Consider the following 17,550-nt stretch of genomic DNA (forward strand, 5'->3'; position numbering starts at 1 on the left):
GATCGAAAGTAATCAATATGAGTAACATTCGAACTCTTGCCCAGAACGTCATCTTGATCTAGTAACCTCTCCCCGTTTGAGGAGAGAGTCAGGGCTGTCTACGGGGGGTGGTTGAGTGAGCGACCCAGAGGGCCAAACACCAGAGGATGACGGCGCGGAGCTCGCAGAGTCCTTAAGGCCGCTGTGGGAGAGTCGTAGGATCGACGGCGAAAAACTCCTTGAGTCCCTTTCGAAGACAGAGGTGAGCCTTGAGGGAGTAAGGCTCTTCGTCACCAGCCCAGGGGGCGGAAAGAGTGCGATCTCTGCCCACCTTTTGGAGCATTACTGGTCGGATGCAGAGCCAACGCGCTTCGCCAGATTGAAGCGGCTATTCGGCATCCGCCCTCGCCTTTCAGGGTTGGACTATCAAAAAGCCATGCTCGGGGCCCTCGGGCGCGAAAGGCAAGTGCGGGCTCTTGACGCGGATCTGGAAACCGGAACGGCATCCGAAATATCGGAGACACTGTCGTCCATTCTTGCTGCTGCCGCCAACTTGTCGTCGCTTGAGGTGAATTCGGAGGATGGTTTCGATGTTCCAACGATTCCGTCCGGCTTGGAAGCTGATCTCTCGGCGGTACAGCTCAATGAAGGTTTGATCGAACTATTTCTCGCTCTTGGGCCACCGCCAGATGGGACTCCTGATGACGGGACCTGGGGGGATGATGCACCCCCCGGCGAGTCGGAGCCCTACGACCCAGAAATGGCCGGGTTGCCCGCGCCGCGCAGAGGAGAAAGGCCGGGAAGTGACCCAGCAGCCAACGGATGAATCGCTTGCGTTGCAGTTTGCCCGACAATGGTCCAAACTGCCGGCCTCTCACCTCAAAGCGGCTTTAGCATTCCTGGAGCCGCAAATGGAGCGAACGCACAAAGAGCGAATTCTCTCCGAAAAGCTGCGCCACAGGCGAGAGATGACAGGGCTGATTGCCGGAATCGCAATCTCGATCCTCTCGGTAGGAGGATGCATATTCTTCGGCATCCGGGAGAACTTCTGGGCCGCCGGAATTCTGGCTGGTCCCACCCTGATCAATACAGTCACGATTTTCGTTCTGAAGAAGGTGCCTGATTCAAGGAGCGTTGCTGGAACAGTGTCGGCGCTCCGATCGCTGAGTAACAGTCAGGCACCTTCCCCATCTCCGCCTCAGTCCGGCAGCCCAATGGTCTGAACGGTTCTCAGCTGCACAGCGATCACCTGTTAAAGGTGCTTCGTTTGAAGATCGCTTTGCGGATGTGGAAGGTGTTGCCGCTCTTGGCCTCGCCGGGCTTGAAGATCTGCACGGCCACGTATCCGCCGAAGATGACGGCGGCGAGGGTGATGAGCTGAGTGATCAGCGCCGTGAGGGCGGCGATGAACGTGGTGAGCAGCAGCAGTCCGCCGCACACGGCGAGGAACCCGACGCCCCCGAGGGCGACGTTCACCGCCGCACGCGACACGGGAGGCTTCACCGCGACGACCGGTTCGGGTTGCACGGGGCTCATGGCGTAGCCGGTGACGACGCGGCCGTCGGGCAGGACGATGCTCGCCACCGTCGGAACGGCGCCCGGCTGGATGGGCACCAGGGGGGCCGGCGTCATGGCGGCGGGGGTGATGGGGGTGGGGTGGTGGACTTCCACGGCCCGCTCAGCGGGCGCGCGGCTCACGTGTTCGGGGTACATGCGGAATCCCTTCCGGCAGTGGGTCAGGGAGGCAGCGACACCCCCTTCCGGGGGCGCTGTGGAGGGGGTTTCAGGGGTCTGGCCTGGGGTGCCTCCCTGCCTCCCTGAACGATCATTTGTGCAGGTCAGGGCCAGGGAGGCGGGGCAGGGAGGGGGTCAGGGAGTTCTCCCTGCCTCCCTGCCCCGGCACCCCTCGCTTCCCTGTCAGTTGGAGGCGGAAGCGGAACCCTCGTCGTCGCGGTTGGCGAGGGCGCGGGTGAGGCGGTCGCGGCCGACGACCATGACGCCGTCGGACTTGTAGGGCTCGGCTCCGGTGCCGTCGAGTTCGCGCTTGAGGTCGAGGAACGACCACTTGCCGTAGGCGTCGTGGTCGAGCACCGCGAGCCGCTTGAGGATGTCCTGCGTGCGCACCCGCGTGGCGTCGCCGACCACGGACGCGATGTCCGCGAGCCGGTCACGCTCGACGCCCTTCTCGATGGCGTGCAGGGTGGTGACTCCGTCGCGCAGGGCCTTGGCGCGGTCGGTGATGGCGGTGGCCGCGTCGTCGTCGATGTAGTGCGTGCGCACCGTGATCGATGACTGGCCGGCCGGGATGGCGATGCCGTCAGACGCGACGACCAGCGTTCCCCGGTCCAGGCCCGGACGCAGCAGGTTCGGCGCGGCCCCGCCGTCGACTGCCTTGTCTCCCAGGGCCATGCGGGCCTGTGACTCGGTGCCCAGGGCGAGGGAAGCGCGCGTGTGGGCGCCCTCCCGCACGAGCTTGGGCAGGTTCTCGTTGGTGGGGTCCTGGGTGCCCTGCCACATCAGGACGTTCACGGCCCGCCCCTGGTTGTGGATCTTGCGGACGGCCATGAAGTACCGGGAGTTGGCCTTGGAGCCGCCGTAAGGGCGCTTCTCCTCGTCCTTGGCCGGGCACATGAACGCGACCTGCGCCTCGTCGACCAGCACGATCAGCGGCGGGAAAGTGGTGCCGGGCGGGGCCTGGATGCGGCGGTTCATCTCGTCCACCGCGCCCTCGACCATCTCCGTCACCTGGATCACGTGCTCATCGGTCGGCCCCTGGATGAGCGTGGTGGCCAGCCCGTCGAACATGGCCCAGTCGCCCACACCCTTGAGGTCGCCCATGAGGAACTGCACCGACTTGTCCAACGACAGCCACAGCGCCAGCGAGCGCAGGGCGACGGTCTTGCCCTGGTTGGACAGGCCGGTGATGAGCAGGTGGCGCTGATACAGGCTCAGGGCTGCCGCGTCGCCGCGCAGGTCCTGGCCCCACGGGGCGCGGCCCTTGGCGTAGTCGGCGGTCATCGTCTCGTCGGTGACCAGCGGCGAGGGGCCGATCGGCTCGTCCAACGCACCCGAGTCGGCGATCCACAGGCGGACCGTGCGGGCGGCCTGCGGGATGGTGATGAACACCTCGTGCTCGTGCCGGGTCAGGTTCTCCGCCAGCTTGCGCCGCCGATTCTGCACCTCGATCGTCGACACCCCGGACGGGAGGGTGACGTCGACCTCGACGCCGCATCCGGCGATCCGGATGGGACCCAGCATCGAGGCGCCGGCGTCGCCCATCTCCGTGATCGCCTTGCGCAGTGCGGGCACCCCGAGGTCACGCAGGGCCTTGACGACGATGGACGGGGTGATCGGCTCTCCCTCGCCACCCCGGACGTTGGCGGGCAGGGCCCATGCGGGTGCGGCTTGCTGCTTGCTGCCGACGGCCCACAGGGCGAGCAGGGCCAGCAACGGGCCGATCGTGAGGGCGGGACCCCACACGATCTGCACGATCCGGATCAGGGTGCCGATGAACTCGATCGTGGCCGCGAGCGGGGTGATGACGTCGGCGACGTCATGATTGTTGATCGCCATGACCACCCCAAGCGCGACCAGCACACCGATGCTCATGCCGACGCCGACCCCGACCCCCTTGGCCACGTCCAGCGGGGAGTGCAGCAGGTCCATGCGGCGGCGGTGCCTCGCTTCGCGGAAGCGCTGCAACCGCTCCTCCCACTCCTCGGCCACCTCGTAGTTCCCGGCGGCCTCAGCGGCCCGCAGCATGCGTTCGTAGCGGGAACCGGTGCGGCCGTCCCAGGTGCGGCGGGCCACGATCCGGCCCCCGTTGAACGTGTACAGGCCGTGGCGGGCAACCGCGCGAACGGTCGTCTTGGTGGTCTCGTGGGTGACGACGGTGCGCACGGCGCGGCCGGAGCGCACCCACAGCGGCACCGGCTTGGCCGGGGCCGGGTCGGGGACCACGGTCAGCGTGGTCACACTCGCCGACTCGGCTGTGTCGGGGGCCGGTTCGGGGTTCTTGTGCAGGTGAACGACGTTCTCGGACATGCTTGGGGTGCTCCTGACTGCCCCGATCGGGGCGGGAGTTGAGGAAGGCGCCGGGGCGGGTGGGTCCGTGGCAGGGATGGCCGCCCCGGCGGCGAGCAGGAGGGCTCTAGCGGCGCGGGGTGCGGGTGGTGGGTGCGGTCACCACCACTTCGACTCCTTCTTGGGCACGATCTGCTCCGGAGGGTGGCCGTTGTGCATGTGGTCCAGGCACGGCAGGCAGTCCTCGCGAGGCTTGAGCTTGCGGTGGATGCTCCGGTCGTAGGCGTGCTGCCAGCACTGCCTGCACTGGCCAGGAGGCGTTGGCTTGACGGCCACGGTCACCACCACCCTGAGGACTTCTTGGCGGCCTTGTCGTTCGCGGCCTGGGTGACGATGCGCTGCCGCTCCATCTGCAACGCGGTCAGTTCCGCGGTCAGCCGCATGTTCACGGCGTTCCACACGTTTTCCAGGGCGCGTTCGGCGCGACCTGCGCTCTTGCCACGAGCGACGCGGTAGGAACCACCGACCAGGGCGCGGGCGACCTGGCGCCGCTCCTGGCCGGTCAGCGGCCACATCTCCTCGTTCTGCACCGCTTCGATCTTGCGCTGAGTGCGCTGGATCTCTTTGTCCAGGCGACGGGTGTTGGGCTTGCCCATGGTCAGCTCCCTGTCGGGGATGGGGAGGTGTTGGGAAAGGCGCACAGCACGCACATGCCGAGCGAGCGCGGCATGCAGTACTCGTACGTGATGCCGCAGGCCGGGCAGGTGCGGCGGGCGAGCATCGCCAGCGCCAGCGCGCCCCACTTGCGCGAGGTCATCGGCCGCACCGGTAGCGCGAGGTCCTCGCGGTAGAGGTAGGCGATACGCGGCCCGCCGGTGCGCCGGTTGATCCGCATGACCTGCGCGGCGATCGGCTGACCGCCTGGACGGAGCCCCTGGGCCCGTAACTGCCGGCGCGTGCATAGCCCGTCTGGGGCGAGTTTCCACGGGTAGGTGGGCACGCCGTAGCGGGCGCCGTTGGGGTCGAAGCACTTGCCCCACGCGGCGGACATCACGGCGTCCCAACAGCGGTCGCGGCGCGCTCGGCAAGCAGCGTGTCGCGCAGCTTCCGGGCGTTCGCCGGGGAGGTGTGCACGGTGCGGCGGATGCCCTCAGCGGTGATCTGCTCATCCGGCCAACCGGCCGTGATGGTGCGTGCCTCGTCGAGCAACTGCGCCGGGGTGCGCTTGGGCCGGGTCGACTTGGCGGCGGCCGGCACCCGACCGGTCGCCCGCCGGGGGCGGGTCGAGGCGGCCGGTACCGTGGCGCGCGCAGTCGACTTGACCGGGGCGGGCGCGATGCTCGGGATCGACTTCAGCGGGGGAATCGACTTGCCCAGGTCGACGGCGACCGGAGCGGGCATCGGCAGCCGGGTCAGCACGGCCCGGGCCGGAGTCGATTCCGGCAGGTCAGCCGTAGACCGATTCCTCTCGGTCTTGGTGGATTCCTCCGCATTCGCGTCTGCGGACAGAATCGGGGCGGGGTGGTGATGCAGCACCTTGGCGACCAAGTCTGAGCCGAAGTAGATCGACCCGACCGGAAGCGAGGTCGCCAGCAAAACGAGCACCCAGTTCGCCGGGTCCCAGTCGGCCAGACGCCCCCAGTCGACCGACGCGCCGTGCAGCGCGGGGACCAGACCGTGCACGTAGTTGAGGACCAGGGAGGCGCCGGTGTAGGTGCCCAGCACCTTTAGCGCGAACGTCCGGTCACGATCGACCAGCACGAGGGTGGCGACCAGCGCCAGCGCCATCAGTCCGTCGACCACGAACGGGTAGAGGGTGGCGGCGGTGTGGTCCGCGCCGATCGCGTTGGCGATGTCCCGCAGCGCGTTCCAGGAGACCCGAAATGCCATGCCGACCACACCGACCAGCGCGGCCACCAGCAGGATGCGGCCCGTGCGGTTCACCGGAACCACCCCCGCTTCTTCGGTGCCGGTGCGGTCGCTTCGGCCTCGTAGCGCTCCCACTCGCGGGCGTCGTCCTCGCGCCCGTCCAAGCGCGCCAGGTGGGCCGCCTGCTGGTGCGTGTTCATCGCGCGCCATTCCGCGTGCGTCGCGGGGCGCGTCGGCGCGGCCGGGGTGGGGTTGCTGCCGCGCTGAGCCGCGTACTGCTGCTCCGGTGTCTGCATGTCCTTGAAGCGGCGTGCCATTAGGCCACCTCCCCAGAGTCGGAGCGGTTGGCCAGGGTCCGACGCTCGGCCAGCACCCGGCGGCGAGCGCGGCGGATACGGCGGGCGTCCAGCTCGGTCGGGGTGCGGTCAAACGTGATGATCTGCGCGTCGAGCAGGTCGACCTCAGCCAGGATCAGCGGAGTCTCCAGCTCGATCGCGTCCAGCTCCGCGGCCGTGGGTTCGACCCAGTCGGCGAACGCGGTAACAGCGTCCTGAACAGTGACGATGTGGCTCATTGGGTCGTGGTTCCTCTCACAGGTGGAACGGCCCGAACAGCACCCCCGGAGTTGCCCCTCCGGGGGTGCACGCCGTTGATGGGGAAGCCGCGCATTACGCGCGGTGCGGCCACGGAGCAGTGGCCGAAGTGCCCCGGACCGGACTCGCACCGGTCTGGATTTCCTTACGGGGCTCGCCGGTCTTCTCCGCCTTGTTTCCGACCCCTTCGGGCAGGCGGACCACGGGTTACCGGCAGTTCCCTGTGTGCGGTTGTCAAAGAACCAGCAGCTCAGGGCCCCATGTGGAAGCGAGCTATCCCGAACCGCACGGCCTGAAGGCAGCCCAAAGAAGGACCCCTCCGGCTCGCTGTCCTAGGACTGCGAGCGGCCTGAGACGAAGATGGCACGCAGTCCTAGGACTGTCAACAGTCCTAGGACTGTGCTTCACTGGTTCGCGTCGAGAGGAGTTCTGCGTGGCACCGAAGTGGCGCGACCTGGCGGACAGGCTCGCGGAGCAGATTAGGAGCGGTGAGTACGCCCCGGGCGCCCAGTTGCCCCAGATCAGAGACCTAGTCGAGGCAGGGGAAGGCTCAAAGGAGACCGTCCACAAGGCCTACAAGGCCTTGGAGGCTGAAGGCCTCGTGACGTCGACGCGGGGGCACGGCACCGTGGTGCGTCCGCGCGCTCCGCTCAAGCGGCTTGGCATCGCCCGTTACGACAAGGCGAAGTGGCGCGACGGCGACGAAGTGGCGTTTATAGCTGACCGCGTCGCATCGGGTCGCGCATACAAGCGCAACGAGCAGACGCAGACCGTGAGCCGCGTCCAGGCGGACAGCCTTGTAGCGGAGGGGCTTGGTGTCCCAGTTGGCTCCGAGGTGTACGCACGCGCCCGCCTCGTGAAGGAGGGGACGCAGCCGACTCATACCCTGACCAGCTATTACAGGCCGGAGCACGTCGAGGGGACGCGCATCGTCGACCCCACCCCGGGTCCTGCCGGCCGCGGTGGCGGGTACCGGGTCCTCTACGACGCCGGATACGAGATCGACCACATGAGAGAGGCCCTGTTCGCCCGCATTCCGACGGCGGATGAGGTGCAGCTCCTACAGCTCCCCCCCGGTGAGCCCGTGGTCGAGCTGCACCGGACCACGTTCACGGCCGATGGCACGGTGGTTGAGTTCGCGGTGGGCGTCCACTCGGCTTCACGCTTTGCGTGGGAGTACGACTTCAAGGTTCCGGACTCGGCAGAGGACAAGAAGGGACAGAAATGATCTCGGCGCAGGCATGGGCGGATGCCCTGCTTCTATGGGACTACCACCGCATGCATCACACTCCGCGGCCCTGTTCAGTGGCCGTCGGTCTGGGCAGCCACGACCTCGGCGTAGCTGACGTGACCGCGGAGCTGTATCACCAGGGCATGGCGCCAGTCATCGTGTTCACCGGGGCCACCAGCCCTACGACCCGAGCGCGTATGCCACGCGGGGAAGCTGTCCACTACCGCGAGCGGGCATTGCAGCTTGGTGTTCCCGATTCCGCCGTCCTGCTGGAGCCGCGCGCAACGAACACGGGCGAGAACATCGAGTTCACGAAGGCGGTGCTGGCCGAGGCCGGCATCGCCGCCTCGTCCGTCCTGCTCGTGAGCAAGCCGTACGAGGAACGGCGTTCGTACGGCATGATGCGGAAGCTCTGGCCGGAGGTCGAAGTGGTGTGCGCGTCCACGCCTATGGGCTTGGAGGACTACGCCGACTCCATCGGGGATGCCCGCATGGTGATCGACATGATCGTAGGCGCGCTACAGCGCGTGCTCGTGTTCCCCGGCTGGGATCTAGCTGTCGAACAGGATGTCCCTGATGCCGTCATGGCTGCCTACGAACGGCTGTGCCTGGACGGATTCACCAGTCGGCTCCTGCCAGCCGATGTTGCCGCCCGACCTGGCGTTTGACATTGCCCGGGCCGCGGTCGGGATGTCTGGGGCGTCAGCTTAGGATCCGGTCGTGGCAGACATCCCCGACGAATTGATCAAGCTGGAACGTTCCGCCGTGGAGGCGCACGCGAAGCTCCCCGGCCTCGACGGCGAGGCGTACGACGTGCAGTGGAAGGCCTGGCGTACCGCGGCCGAGGACTTCCAGGCGGCGGTCACGGCGTATGCGGCGCGCGAGGATGTGGCCATGTCGCGGTGCGAGGTTGAGCAGGTGGTGAAGCGGGCCGTGCGGCACCCGCAGCCGGAGGGCTGACAGAGCTACTCCGGGTCGGGCCATACGGCCAGCAGCTCCCGCTCGGCCTCGTCGATCAGGATGACGCGCGCCCCCGGCAGCCCCCGGGATTTGCCAACCCGCACCGTGAATCGTTCGCGCGCCGTCGGCTCATCCTTCGACCAGCCATGAAGCCTGGGCTGGCCGTCAGCGGATGCGATGAGGTGGAAGCGTGAGCCGCGCTGCAGCATGACCCTGCGGGCACTCTCCAGGAGCTCCTCGGGACTGACGGGGCGCAGCGTAAGGCCCAGTTCGGCGGCGACTTCCCCAACGTCAGCGAGGATGCCCTCCAGGGTGGTAGGCATTCGCGGCGCCGGCTCCACGGTGGCCCACCCGTGCTCCCAGCACAGATCAACCCAGCGGGGGCCGTCACCGAAGTCCCGCACGCGGACGGTGGCGCTGTCCTCGCCGCAGGCGGCACACGGCTGGAACGGCGCCTGGGTGATGCGTGTCCTCACCTCGCTGTCCGGCGGCGATGCTGGCGCCTGGGGCAGCGTCTTCGGGTCGACGCCGTGCCTCCGGAAGAGTTCCGCCAGGGTCATGCGCTCGCGGGCCACGCCACCTCCTGGTGACCTCGGGGATTGCAGATTGCCACCGTGATCATAGAATCGAACATGTGAACGATCCAGTCCCGTCGCGACTCGCGCTGCTCCGTTTCCTGGAGCGCGTGCAGGAACGGGACCTGGCGCGCACTCGCCGCTGGATCGCCGACGAAGAGCGCCGCGAGAGCGAGCGGCAGCACGGCCTCCAGGCCCGCCCGCCGGCGCCGGAGTGGCTGATCGAACTCGGACTCAACCGGCACACCGCACCCGTGTACGTGCACACCGGGGACTGCTGGAACGCGGGCAAGCGCAGCCGCGGCATCAGCCGCGACCAGGCACGGCGGGCGCTCGCCGACGGGGTCAAGGCGTGCCCGCAGTGCCAGCCCGATACCGCCCTGGGCATGCTGGACTAGGCACTGCGCGGCCTGCGCGTGCCGTCTTCTTCGCGGCGATAATGGGGTTATCTCAGTTAGCTAACTGTTTCGTGATCCAACCAAAGACTAGTGGTCCTGTTGATGTAGTTCAGAGCTTGCGCTGCGCAGGTGCGAACTTGTTCACTCTTGTCATTTATTGACAATCTGGCCAACAAATCTGCCGTCTCCGGCCGCGATGGCCACAGGAGCGCCAACAAGCGGATTGCTACCTTTTGAGTCTTCAATTCGGCTTTCTCTGCGCAGTGCGCGGCGCAGAACCACACGTCCTCACTTGGCCACCGTTGCGCTAGCATCTCAAGGGCACCGGCACGGACCTTGTCGGGGGCAGTGGCGTCGCGAGCGGTATCGAGAACACTGCCGTGACTTTCGTCGCTCTCCGGCCACCACCAGGACAACAATTGCAAGGCTGCGACGCGCGCCATTTCCTGGGTAGATTTGTCACGTGCGATGTTGAGTATGGCGCTGTAATTGTCGTCCCTCCCTGGCCACCACTCACCCAGGACCCACAATGCGGCAGCACGAACCTCGTCTGGAACGGTAGTGTCGCAGGCAAGGCTTACGGCGAGGGAGCGAGTCTCGTCACGGTCGGGCGATAGATCCCCCAGGGCTGTCAGGGCGGCGGCGCGGACCTTATCGGGAGCGGTGACATCGCAGACGATACCGAGAATGGTGGTCCACCTATCCTCATTAATATCGCCCGGGCGGGTCGGAATCCTTAGAGCGGAGGCGCGTAGCTCTTCAGGGGCGGTGGGGTCGCAGGCAACATCGAGAATGGCGGTGCGGCTAACCTCGGTCGCCTCCCACCATCTCTCTAGATGAGAAAGAGCGGAGGCGCGTACCTCTTGAGGGGCGGTGGGGTCACGGATAATATCGACAATGGTGGTGCGGCTAACCTCGCTCTCCTCCCACGTCCGCCCAAGATCAGATAGAGCGGAAACGCGGATTTTTGCGGCGCTAGTGGAATCGCGGGCAATCTCAATGGCGACAGGGAGAATGTCCGAGTTGTTAGTCCGCTGTGTGCGCACTTGAACGAGAGCGGCGAGACGGGTCTGGTAGGGGGCAGTGGCATCACGGGCGACACTGCGGATGGTGGTGCGAGCTTCCTCGCTCTCGTTCCACCATCCACCGAGACCCCTCAGAGCGGCGGCGCGGACCTGATCGGGGGCCTCGGGATCGCGGGCGACATCGATTAAGAGGGAGGTCGCCTCGTCCGACCATTCCTGCCGCAAGGCCTCTATAGCGGCGGCGCGGACCTGGTTCGGGGCGTCGAGGTTGCGGGCGACGCCGATTACGAGGGACGTTGCATCGTCCGCCCATTCCCGCCGCAAGCTCCCCAAGGCGGCCGCACGGGTCCGGTCGGGAACGGCAGGGTCGCTGGCGATGTTGAGGATGGCGGTCTGGACCTCCCCACTCCCCGGCCACCTTAGGGCAAGATTTCTTAAAGCACCGGCGCGGACGTCGTCGGGGGTCGTCGAGTTGCGGGCGAGGTCGAGGGCGAAAGAACGGATTTCATCTTTGTCTGGCCACATTCGCCCAATTATTGTTAGCGCGAATGTGCGTAGTTCTGTGGGGGTGCTCATATCGCGGATGAGGTCGCGGATGGCGATGTAGGCGTTATCTCCACCTATTTCCGGCAATAGATCGAGGATGTCGAAACGAAGGTCCTCGGAGGCGGTGGCATCGACGAGTAAGCTCAGGGCGACCTCCCGGATGGAGTCGTCACCCCACCGCTCCCTCACCGCCTCAAGAATGACAGCGTGAGTCGCCCATGAAATATGCGCTATTCGAATTGCTTCCTGCACATTGCGGCACATGGATACGGCGATCAGTGCGGATTCCCATGTCTCCGGTTCCGTCGCAGCCTGTGCGTAAAACCAACGCAGGAAGCGCTCGCGACCTGTCCAGGACCAAGGGAAAGTCGTAATCGCAGGCTTAGCGAGGTTGAGCCCGTCCCATGGGTAATAGTCCAGGTGAACGATTAGGGCGTCAATAACTGCATCGCTCTGGGCGGCGAGTGAGCTTTCCGGATTCGCGGGTGGTCGAGACGGGGCGCGGCTAATGCGATGCGATTCGGCAAGAGCCCGGATTGCAAGTTCCAGGAATCGGGAATCTGAATAAGACAAGCCGTAAGCTGTGGTGGTGCGTTGGCGATGCATGCTGAGCAGTCGTGCGATGAATGTTGCATGCTCAGCTTCCGCTTGGCGACTGATTTGGCCGACGACGAGCAGGATGACCTCATGCCAGGTGGGATCAGCAGCTCGGTGGGCGAGCATGTCGATCAACTCGTTGGGAGTCCATTCCCGCGCGGTGTAGCGCTGGCTAAGATCGCGAGCTGCCAGATACTCGAGGAAGGTTCGGTGCACGAAGCCGTACATGCCGGCACCGTAGGGGTGGATTAGGAAGGCCCTTTCGTGCAGCCGTTCAACCATGGCTTTGGCAACGATGCGTGCGACGTGTGGTTGGTAGTTCATGTCGGTCACGTAGCTTGCGATCAGTGCCGTGAGGGCGGTGCGTGAGATGAGAGTGCCCGTCTGAGCCGCCCCGGCACCTTCTTGGAGCTGGCGTGCGAGGCGCTCTAGAAGTTCTTGCAGGAGCCCGGCGTCGAGCTCGTCGATGGCTGCGGCGACATCGGGGTGATCCTGGCGGGGAAGCGGGAGGTGTTTCGCGTCGCGGTCCCATCGTCCCGTCAGTACGTCGACCGCCCTTCGGTAGACCTCGCGACGATCGCGGGGGATGGTGGCACCCAAACCGATTGACGCAAGGATGGTCAGCAGCAGAGGATTGCCAGCCAGTTCGGCCACCGAGGCGAACCCCCGCACTGCGTCGATGAGTCGTCCAGCCAATCGAGACACTTCACCAGGGTCCGTGGGATGTGCAGCCTCATACCAATGCCGGATGAACGACTCGATCTGGCCCTGAGCGAGGTCTTCGAGCTTGGCTTGGCTGAAACCTGCAGCCGTGAAGACACCAGAGGCGAAGCCGACGACGCGCGAGGTCACGACCACTCGGACATGACTGTGAGCCTGCGCGAACGCGACTACCTGGCGGGCCACCTCGGCGCGCCTGGCGGGTTCGAAGATCTCGTCGAGCCCGTCGAAGATGGCGACAACGGGTCGATGCGGGTGGCTCAGCAGGTATTCGAGGACGTTCCGGGGCAGACACAACCGCTCGGTGGCATTGAACTCCTCCCAAAAATCCTCCACCGTCCGTCCCTGCCAGCGGCTTCCATCTGCTAGATGACGCAGTTCCACGATCACTGGAACCAAACCGACTAGTTCCGCTAGCTCGCCGGGCACCGAGTCCAGACCTCCGGCGAGGGCCAGCGCCAGATATCGAGCAAACGTTGACTTACCTGCTCCCGGATCCCCGAGAAGGACCAGGCGCCGCCCCTCCTGCGAAGCCACAGCTTCCAGCACAGGCTGCGGCGGTCGTTCGGTGCGCGTCTTACGCCACTTAACGACCTCCTCCTGACGCAGGCCCGGAGGTAGATCCGCCTCGGTCAATTCGCCGCGCTCGACCAACTCTCGCCACATTCGGGCTGGTAGATCTGGACGCGGCGGGTTCCACGCCACCAGCGGTACTTCAAAAACCTGGCGCAGCCTGATCGCTGGCTGCTCACCAGCCCGCTCCTCTGGGCCGAGAACGTCTAGGTTCAGCCGCCCATAACTCTGCACTAGACGCTCGAAGTAGCGTGCCACTGCCGCGTCCGCCTCTGCTTGGGCACTGGGTGCGTCTGGGCTACGGCGACGGGCTTCCGTGGTTTCCTGATGCGCCGCGTCCAGCAACTGCCTCCAGTCCTGGCAGTCGGCGCTCGCCATCCAAGCCTGCCGCACCCTGCCATCGGCGACCAACGTGTTCGAACCCATCCAGGACAGCCAGACGGCGACTACGGCCAGGACTTGCTCGAAGCTATGGGTGCGGGGCGCATTGAAGTCCTCCAAGCGCTGCGGTGCCCACCGACTGGCCACCTTTCCCTCGAAGGAGGACGTGCCTGGCAGGCCAGTGGCACGCACCTGCTTTTCCAGCGCCCCCTGCAAACCTCCCGCGTTGCCTCCAGACCGGCGCGCGGCTTCCGCATCGAGACGCAGCTTCCGCAGCCGCCGATGGAGCGTCTCGCGGTGAACTCCCATTGCTGCCCCCTCCGCGGTCGTCACGACGCTTGCCCCGCTCGCCCTGAGCTGCCTGGAACGGGTAAGTCAGGCAACCGGAGGCCACAGGCTGGACCAGCAGGTTAGTGGGAAACCTGCCCCGCGCACCTCGCACTTGGGACAACCGCACCGATCGCGAGCGAAATTCGAATCACCGCCGGGCCCGGCGCACCACAGTCGATTCGCAAGCGAGGGAAACCCATGGCGATCAGCCGCCGCAAGCCCGTGAGTACATCGTCCGACGGTCCTGAAGCCGCTCTGGGCCGCGAAGCCCAGGTGACCGAGCGGCCGCAGCCAATGTGGCGCGAGGCCAGCCGCCACGCCTTGATCAGTCTTGCTGGCTCCAGTGGAGCCGCCGCAGTCGCGATCCTGGAGTGGTACCTCCGACTCCACTGAACTCAGCCAATGCCTGACGTGGGCAAGCGCCTTGTTCAGCCTTGACCCCTTCTTGACTGGACAGGGCTGATCACGCGGACTCCTCTTCCCCCAGGTGTCCCCCAGTAGCGGCAGGCGCATGAGAAACCGCAGATGGCCGAGGATCGGCCCGCTGTAAATCTGCCGGGGACCGTGCAACAGGGCGGCTCCTCCCCCGCCCTGAAGTAGGGAGCTCGGGGTCCCGGGACGCTTATGCCTCCCGGGGCCCTTGGCGCTACTCGGCAGCCGAGACGAATGCAAAAGCCCCACCCTGGGGCAAGGACGGATTGCCTGTCGTCGCCGCACGTGACAGACCGCAGCTGTGCCCAGAGGGCACAACGCGGGCACAACGCCCTCCCGCAGGTTCAACTGCACCCAACGCCAGCAAACGCCATTTTGCCTGTTCAGGGACCTAGCTTGACAGTCTCGGCAGATCATGCCCGAAGGGGCGGCACCTCCGCACAAGGTGCCGCCCCTCTTTGGTGATCCGGAGCCGCCGCCCATCGGTGTTGAGGGTCGGGGACGGGCGGCGGCTCCGGGGTTTTTGTGGGCGTGGGGTCTACCGGTGGTCGCTGCCCGCCGACTGGGTGGCGGCGCGTCCCGCCTCCAGGCGGGCCACCGGGATACGGAACGGCGAGCAGGAGACGTAGTCGAGACCCACCTCGTGGAAGAAGTGGACCGACTCCGGGTCACCGCCGTGCTCGCCGCAGACGCCGAGCTTCAGGTCGGGTCGGGTCTCGCGGCCCGCCTTGGCGGCGGCGCTGACCAGCGAGCCCACGCCGTCCTTGTCGATCGTCTCGAAGGGCGACACCCCGAAGATGCCCTTCTCCAGGTAGGCGGTGAAGAACGAGGCCTCCACGTCGTCCCGGGAGAAGCCCCACACGGTCTGGGTGAGGTCGTTGGTGCCGAAGGAGAAGAACTCCGCCGCCTCCGCGATCTGACCGGCCGTGAGGGCCGCGCGCGGGAGCTCGATCATCGTGCCGATGGCCAGCTTGAGCTGCGTGCCCGTCGCCGCCTCGACCTCCGCGATGACCTGGTCGGCCTCCTCGCGGACGATCTCCAGCTCCTGGACCGTGCCGACGAGCGGGATCATGATCTCGGCGCGCGGGTCGCCCTTGGCGTTCTTGCGCTCGGCCGCGGCCTCGGCGATCGCCCGTACCTGCATGGTGAACAGACCGGGGATGACCAGGCCCAGGCGCACGCCGCGCAGGCCCAGCATCGGGTTCTGCTCGTGCAGACGGTGGACGGCCTGAAGCAGCCGCAGCTCGTTCTCGTGCGGGTCCTTGCGGGCCTCGGCGAGGGCGACCCGGACCGACAGCTCGGTGATGTCCGGCAGGAACTCGTGCAGCGGCGGGTCCAGGAGGCGGACCGTGACGGGCAGGCCGTCCATCGCCGAGAACAGCTCGACGAAGTCCTGCTTCTGCAGCGGCAGCAGCTCCTTCAGGGACTCCTCGCGCTCGGCGTCGGTGTCGGCCAGGATCAGCTTCTCCACCAGCTCACGCCGGTCACCGAGGAACATGTGCTCCGTACGGCACAGGCCGATGCCCTGGGCGCCGAAGCGACGGGCGCGCAGCGCGTCCTCGGCGTTGTCCGCGTTGGCGCGCACCCGCAGCCGGCGCTTGCGGTCGGCGAAGGCCATGATCCGGTGGACGGCCTCGACGAGTTCGTCGGCGTCGTTGGCGCCGGCGTGCATCCGGCCCTCGAAGTACTCGACGACCGGGGAGGGCACCACCGGGACCTCGCCCAGGTAGACCTTGCCGCTGGAGCCGTCGATGGAGATGAGGTCGCCCTCCTCCACGACGTGCCCGCCGGGCACGGTCATCCGCCGGCGCTTGGTGTCGACCTCCAGCTCCTCGGCGCCGCAGACACAGGTCTTGCCCATGCCGCGCGCGACGACGGCCGCGTGGGAGGTCTTGCCGCCGCGCGAGGTCAGGATGCCCTCGGCCGCGATCATGCCGTCGAGGTCGTCGGGGTTGGTCTCCCGGCGGACCAGGATGACCTTCTCGCCGGAGCGCGACCACTTCACCGCGGTGTACGAGTCGAAGACGGCCTTGCCGACCGCCGCACCCGGCGAGGCCGCGATGCCCCGGCCGACCTGCTCGACCTTGGCCTCCTCGTCGAACTTCGGGAACATCAGCTGCGCGAGCTGGGCGCCGTTGACGCGCTGCAGGGCCTCTGTCTCGTCGATCAGCCCCTGGTCCACGAGCTGTGTGGCGATACGGAAGGCGGCGCCCGCCGTGCGCTTGCCGACGCGGGTCTGCAGCATCCACAGCTGGCCGCGCTCGATGGTGAACTCGATGTCGCAGAGATCCTTGTAGTGGTTCTCCAGGGTCTCCATGATCTGCATCAGCTGGTCGTACGACTTCTTGTCGATCTGCTCCAGCTCCGCGAGCGGGACCGTGTTGCGGATGCCCGCGACCACGTCCTCGCCCTGCGCGTTCTGCAGGTAGTCGCCGTAGACGCCCTGGTGGCCGGAGGCGGGGTCACGGGTGAAGGCGACGCCGGTGCCGGAGTCCGGGCCGAGGTTGCCGAAGACCATCGAACAGACGTTGACGGCCGTTCCCAGGTCGTGCGGGATGCGCTCCTGGCGGCGGTACAGCTTGGCGCGGTCGCCGTTCCAGGAGTCGAAGACCGCCTTGATGGCGAGGTCCATCTGCTCGCGCGGGTCCTGCGGGAAGTCCCGGCCGGCCTCGGTCTTGACGATCTTCTTGAACTTGGTGACCAGCTTCTTGAGGTCGGCGGCCTCCAGCTCGGTGTCGACGGTGACCTTCTTGGCCGCCTTCGCCGCCTCCAGCGCGTCCTCGAAGAGGTCGCCCTCGACGCCGAGGACCGTCTTGCCGAACATCTGGATGAGGCGCCGGTAGGAGTCCCAGGCGAACCGCTCGTCGCCGGCCTGCTCGGCGAGGCCCTTCACGGACTGGTCGGAGAGCCCGATGTTGAGGACCGTGTCCATCATTCCGGGCATCGAGAACTTGGCGCCGGAACGAACCGAGACGAGCAGGGGGTTGTCGGCCTGGCCCAGCTTCTTGCCCATGCGCGCCTCGAGGGCGTCGAGGTGCGCACTCACCTCGTCACGCAGTGCCGCCGGCTCCTCGCCGCTGTCGAGGTAGACCTTGCAGGCTTCGGTCGTGATGGTGAAGCCAGGAGGAACGGGGAGTCCCAGGTTGGTCATCTCGGCGAGGTTCGCGCCCTTGCCACCCAGGAGGTCCTTGAGGTCCTTGTTTCCCTCGGTGAAGTCGTAAACGAACTTCGCTACGTGGGGTTCTTTGTTTTCCGACACGGTCTCGACTCCCTCGAGGACGCGGTGGCTGCCCTGACGGCGAGGAACATACCCAGATC

General features: G+C 66.5%; 17 protein-coding genes. 6 read left to right on the top strand and 11 right to left on the bottom strand.

The features are described from left to right. Positions 1-115: 115 nt before the first annotated feature. Positions 116-805, top strand: coding sequence for a hypothetical protein (locus ABT254_RS18175; RefSeq protein WP_351470594.1), 690 nt, complete (start codon positions 116-118; stop codon positions 803-805). After that, positions 783-1,202, top strand: coding sequence for a hypothetical protein (locus ABT254_RS18180; RefSeq protein ID WP_351470597.1), 420 nt, complete (start codon positions 783-785; stop codon positions 1,200-1,202). Before ABT254_RS18175 ends, ABT254_RS18180 begins: the two co-directional genes overlap by 23 nt. Positions 1,203-1,224: 22 nt before the next feature. On the opposite strand, the gene ABT254_RS18185 is transcribed toward ABT254_RS18180, so the two are convergent. The 8 genes from ABT254_RS18185 to ABT254_RS18220 form a co-directional block, all read right to left on the bottom strand. Beyond that, positions 1,225-1,692, bottom strand: a complete 468-nt coding sequence (locus ABT254_RS18185; protein WP_351470600.1) for a hypothetical protein — start codon at positions 1,690-1,692, stop codon at positions 1,225-1,227. A 204-nt stretch (positions 1,693-1,896) separates the two neighbouring features. Next, positions 1,897-4,023: an FtsK/SpoIIIE domain-containing protein gene (locus tag ABT254_RS18190; RefSeq protein ID WP_351470603.1), complete on the bottom strand. Its 2,127-nt coding sequence runs from the start codon at positions 4,021-4,023 to the stop codon at positions 1,897-1,899. A gap of 138 nt (positions 4,024-4,161) precedes the next feature. Beyond that, entirely contained in the window at positions 4,162-4,338 is a 177-nt protein-coding gene (locus ABT254_RS18195; RefSeq protein ID WP_502971995.1) for a pRL2-8, read from the bottom strand. A 2-nt stretch (positions 4,339-4,340) separates the two neighbouring features. Next, positions 4,341-4,658: a hypothetical protein gene (locus tag ABT254_RS18200; protein ID WP_351470606.1), complete on the bottom strand. Its 318-nt coding sequence runs from the start codon at positions 4,656-4,658 to the stop codon at positions 4,341-4,343. Positions 4,659-4,660: 2 nt separating this feature from the next. Then, positions 4,661-5,053, bottom strand: a complete 393-nt coding sequence (locus tag ABT254_RS18205) for an RRQRL motif-containing zinc-binding protein (protein ID WP_351470609.1) — start codon at positions 5,051-5,053, stop codon at positions 4,661-4,663. Further along, positions 5,053-5,946, bottom strand: a complete 894-nt coding sequence (locus tag ABT254_RS18210) for a DUF2637 domain-containing protein (protein WP_351470612.1) — start codon at positions 5,944-5,946, stop codon at positions 5,053-5,055. The genes ABT254_RS18205 and ABT254_RS18210 overlap by 1 nt, the downstream gene beginning before the upstream one ends. Next, complete coding sequence (locus ABT254_RS18215; RefSeq protein ID WP_351470615.1) at positions 5,943-6,188, bottom strand: hypothetical protein; 246 nt, start codon at positions 6,186-6,188, stop codon at positions 5,943-5,945. Before ABT254_RS18215 ends, ABT254_RS18210 begins: the two co-directional genes overlap by 4 nt. Further along, positions 6,188-6,445, bottom strand: coding sequence for a DUF6284 family protein (locus ABT254_RS18220; RefSeq protein WP_351470618.1), 258 nt, complete (start codon positions 6,443-6,445; stop codon positions 6,188-6,190). Before ABT254_RS18220 ends, ABT254_RS18215 begins: the two co-directional genes overlap by 1 nt. Positions 6,446-6,897: 452 nt before the next feature. Between ABT254_RS18220 and ABT254_RS18225 the strand changes: the two genes are divergently transcribed. The 3 genes from ABT254_RS18225 to ABT254_RS18235 are packed head-to-tail and all read left to right on the top strand — an operon-like array spanning position 6,898 to position 8,655. Continuing rightward, entirely contained in the window at positions 6,898-7,692 is a 795-nt protein-coding gene (locus ABT254_RS18225; RefSeq protein WP_351470621.1) for a GntR family transcriptional regulator, read from the top strand. Continuing rightward, positions 7,689-8,363: a YdcF family protein gene (locus tag ABT254_RS18230; protein ID WP_351470624.1), complete on the top strand. Its 675-nt coding sequence runs from the start codon at positions 7,689-7,691 to the stop codon at positions 8,361-8,363. Before ABT254_RS18225 ends, ABT254_RS18230 begins: the two co-directional genes overlap by 4 nt. Positions 8,364-8,415: 52 nt before the next feature. Beyond that, positions 8,416-8,655, top strand: a complete 240-nt coding sequence (locus ABT254_RS18235; protein ID WP_351470627.1) for a hypothetical protein — start codon at positions 8,416-8,418, stop codon at positions 8,653-8,655. Between the two features lie 5 nt (positions 8,656-8,660). On the opposite strand, the gene ABT254_RS18240 is transcribed toward ABT254_RS18235, so the two are convergent. Next, positions 8,661-9,230, bottom strand: a complete 570-nt coding sequence (locus ABT254_RS18240; RefSeq protein ID WP_351470630.1) for a hypothetical protein — start codon at positions 9,228-9,230, stop codon at positions 8,661-8,663. A 59-nt stretch (positions 9,231-9,289) separates the two neighbouring features. Between ABT254_RS18240 and ABT254_RS18245 the strand changes: the two genes are divergently transcribed. Further along, positions 9,290-9,628, top strand: coding sequence for a DUF6233 domain-containing protein (locus tag ABT254_RS18245; RefSeq protein WP_351470633.1), 339 nt, complete (start codon positions 9,290-9,292; stop codon positions 9,626-9,628). 56 nt (positions 9,629-9,684) lie between these two features. Here the strand turns inward: ABT254_RS18245 and ABT254_RS18250 are convergent, their stop codons facing one another. Together ABT254_RS18250 and ppdK are read right to left on the bottom strand one after the other, a co-directional pair. Beyond that, positions 9,685-13,803 carry an NACHT domain-containing protein gene (locus ABT254_RS18250; RefSeq protein ID WP_351470636.1) on the bottom strand — a complete coding sequence of 1,373 codons (4,119 nt, stop codon included), beginning with the start codon at positions 13,801-13,803 and terminating at the stop codon, positions 9,685-9,687. A gap of 967 nt (positions 13,804-14,770) precedes the next feature. Next, positions 14,771-17,491 (bottom strand): pyruvate, phosphate dikinase, encoded by a 2,721-nt coding sequence (gene ppdK / locus ABT254_RS18255; RefSeq protein ID WP_351470639.1) that lies wholly within the window; start codon positions 17,489-17,491, stop codon positions 14,771-14,773. Positions 17,492-17,550 lie beyond the last annotated feature (59 nt).

The organism is Streptomyces sp. NPDC001137 (assembly GCF_040298885.1).
Lineage (GTDB): Bacteria > Actinomycetota > Actinomycetes > Streptomycetales > Streptomycetaceae > Streptomyces.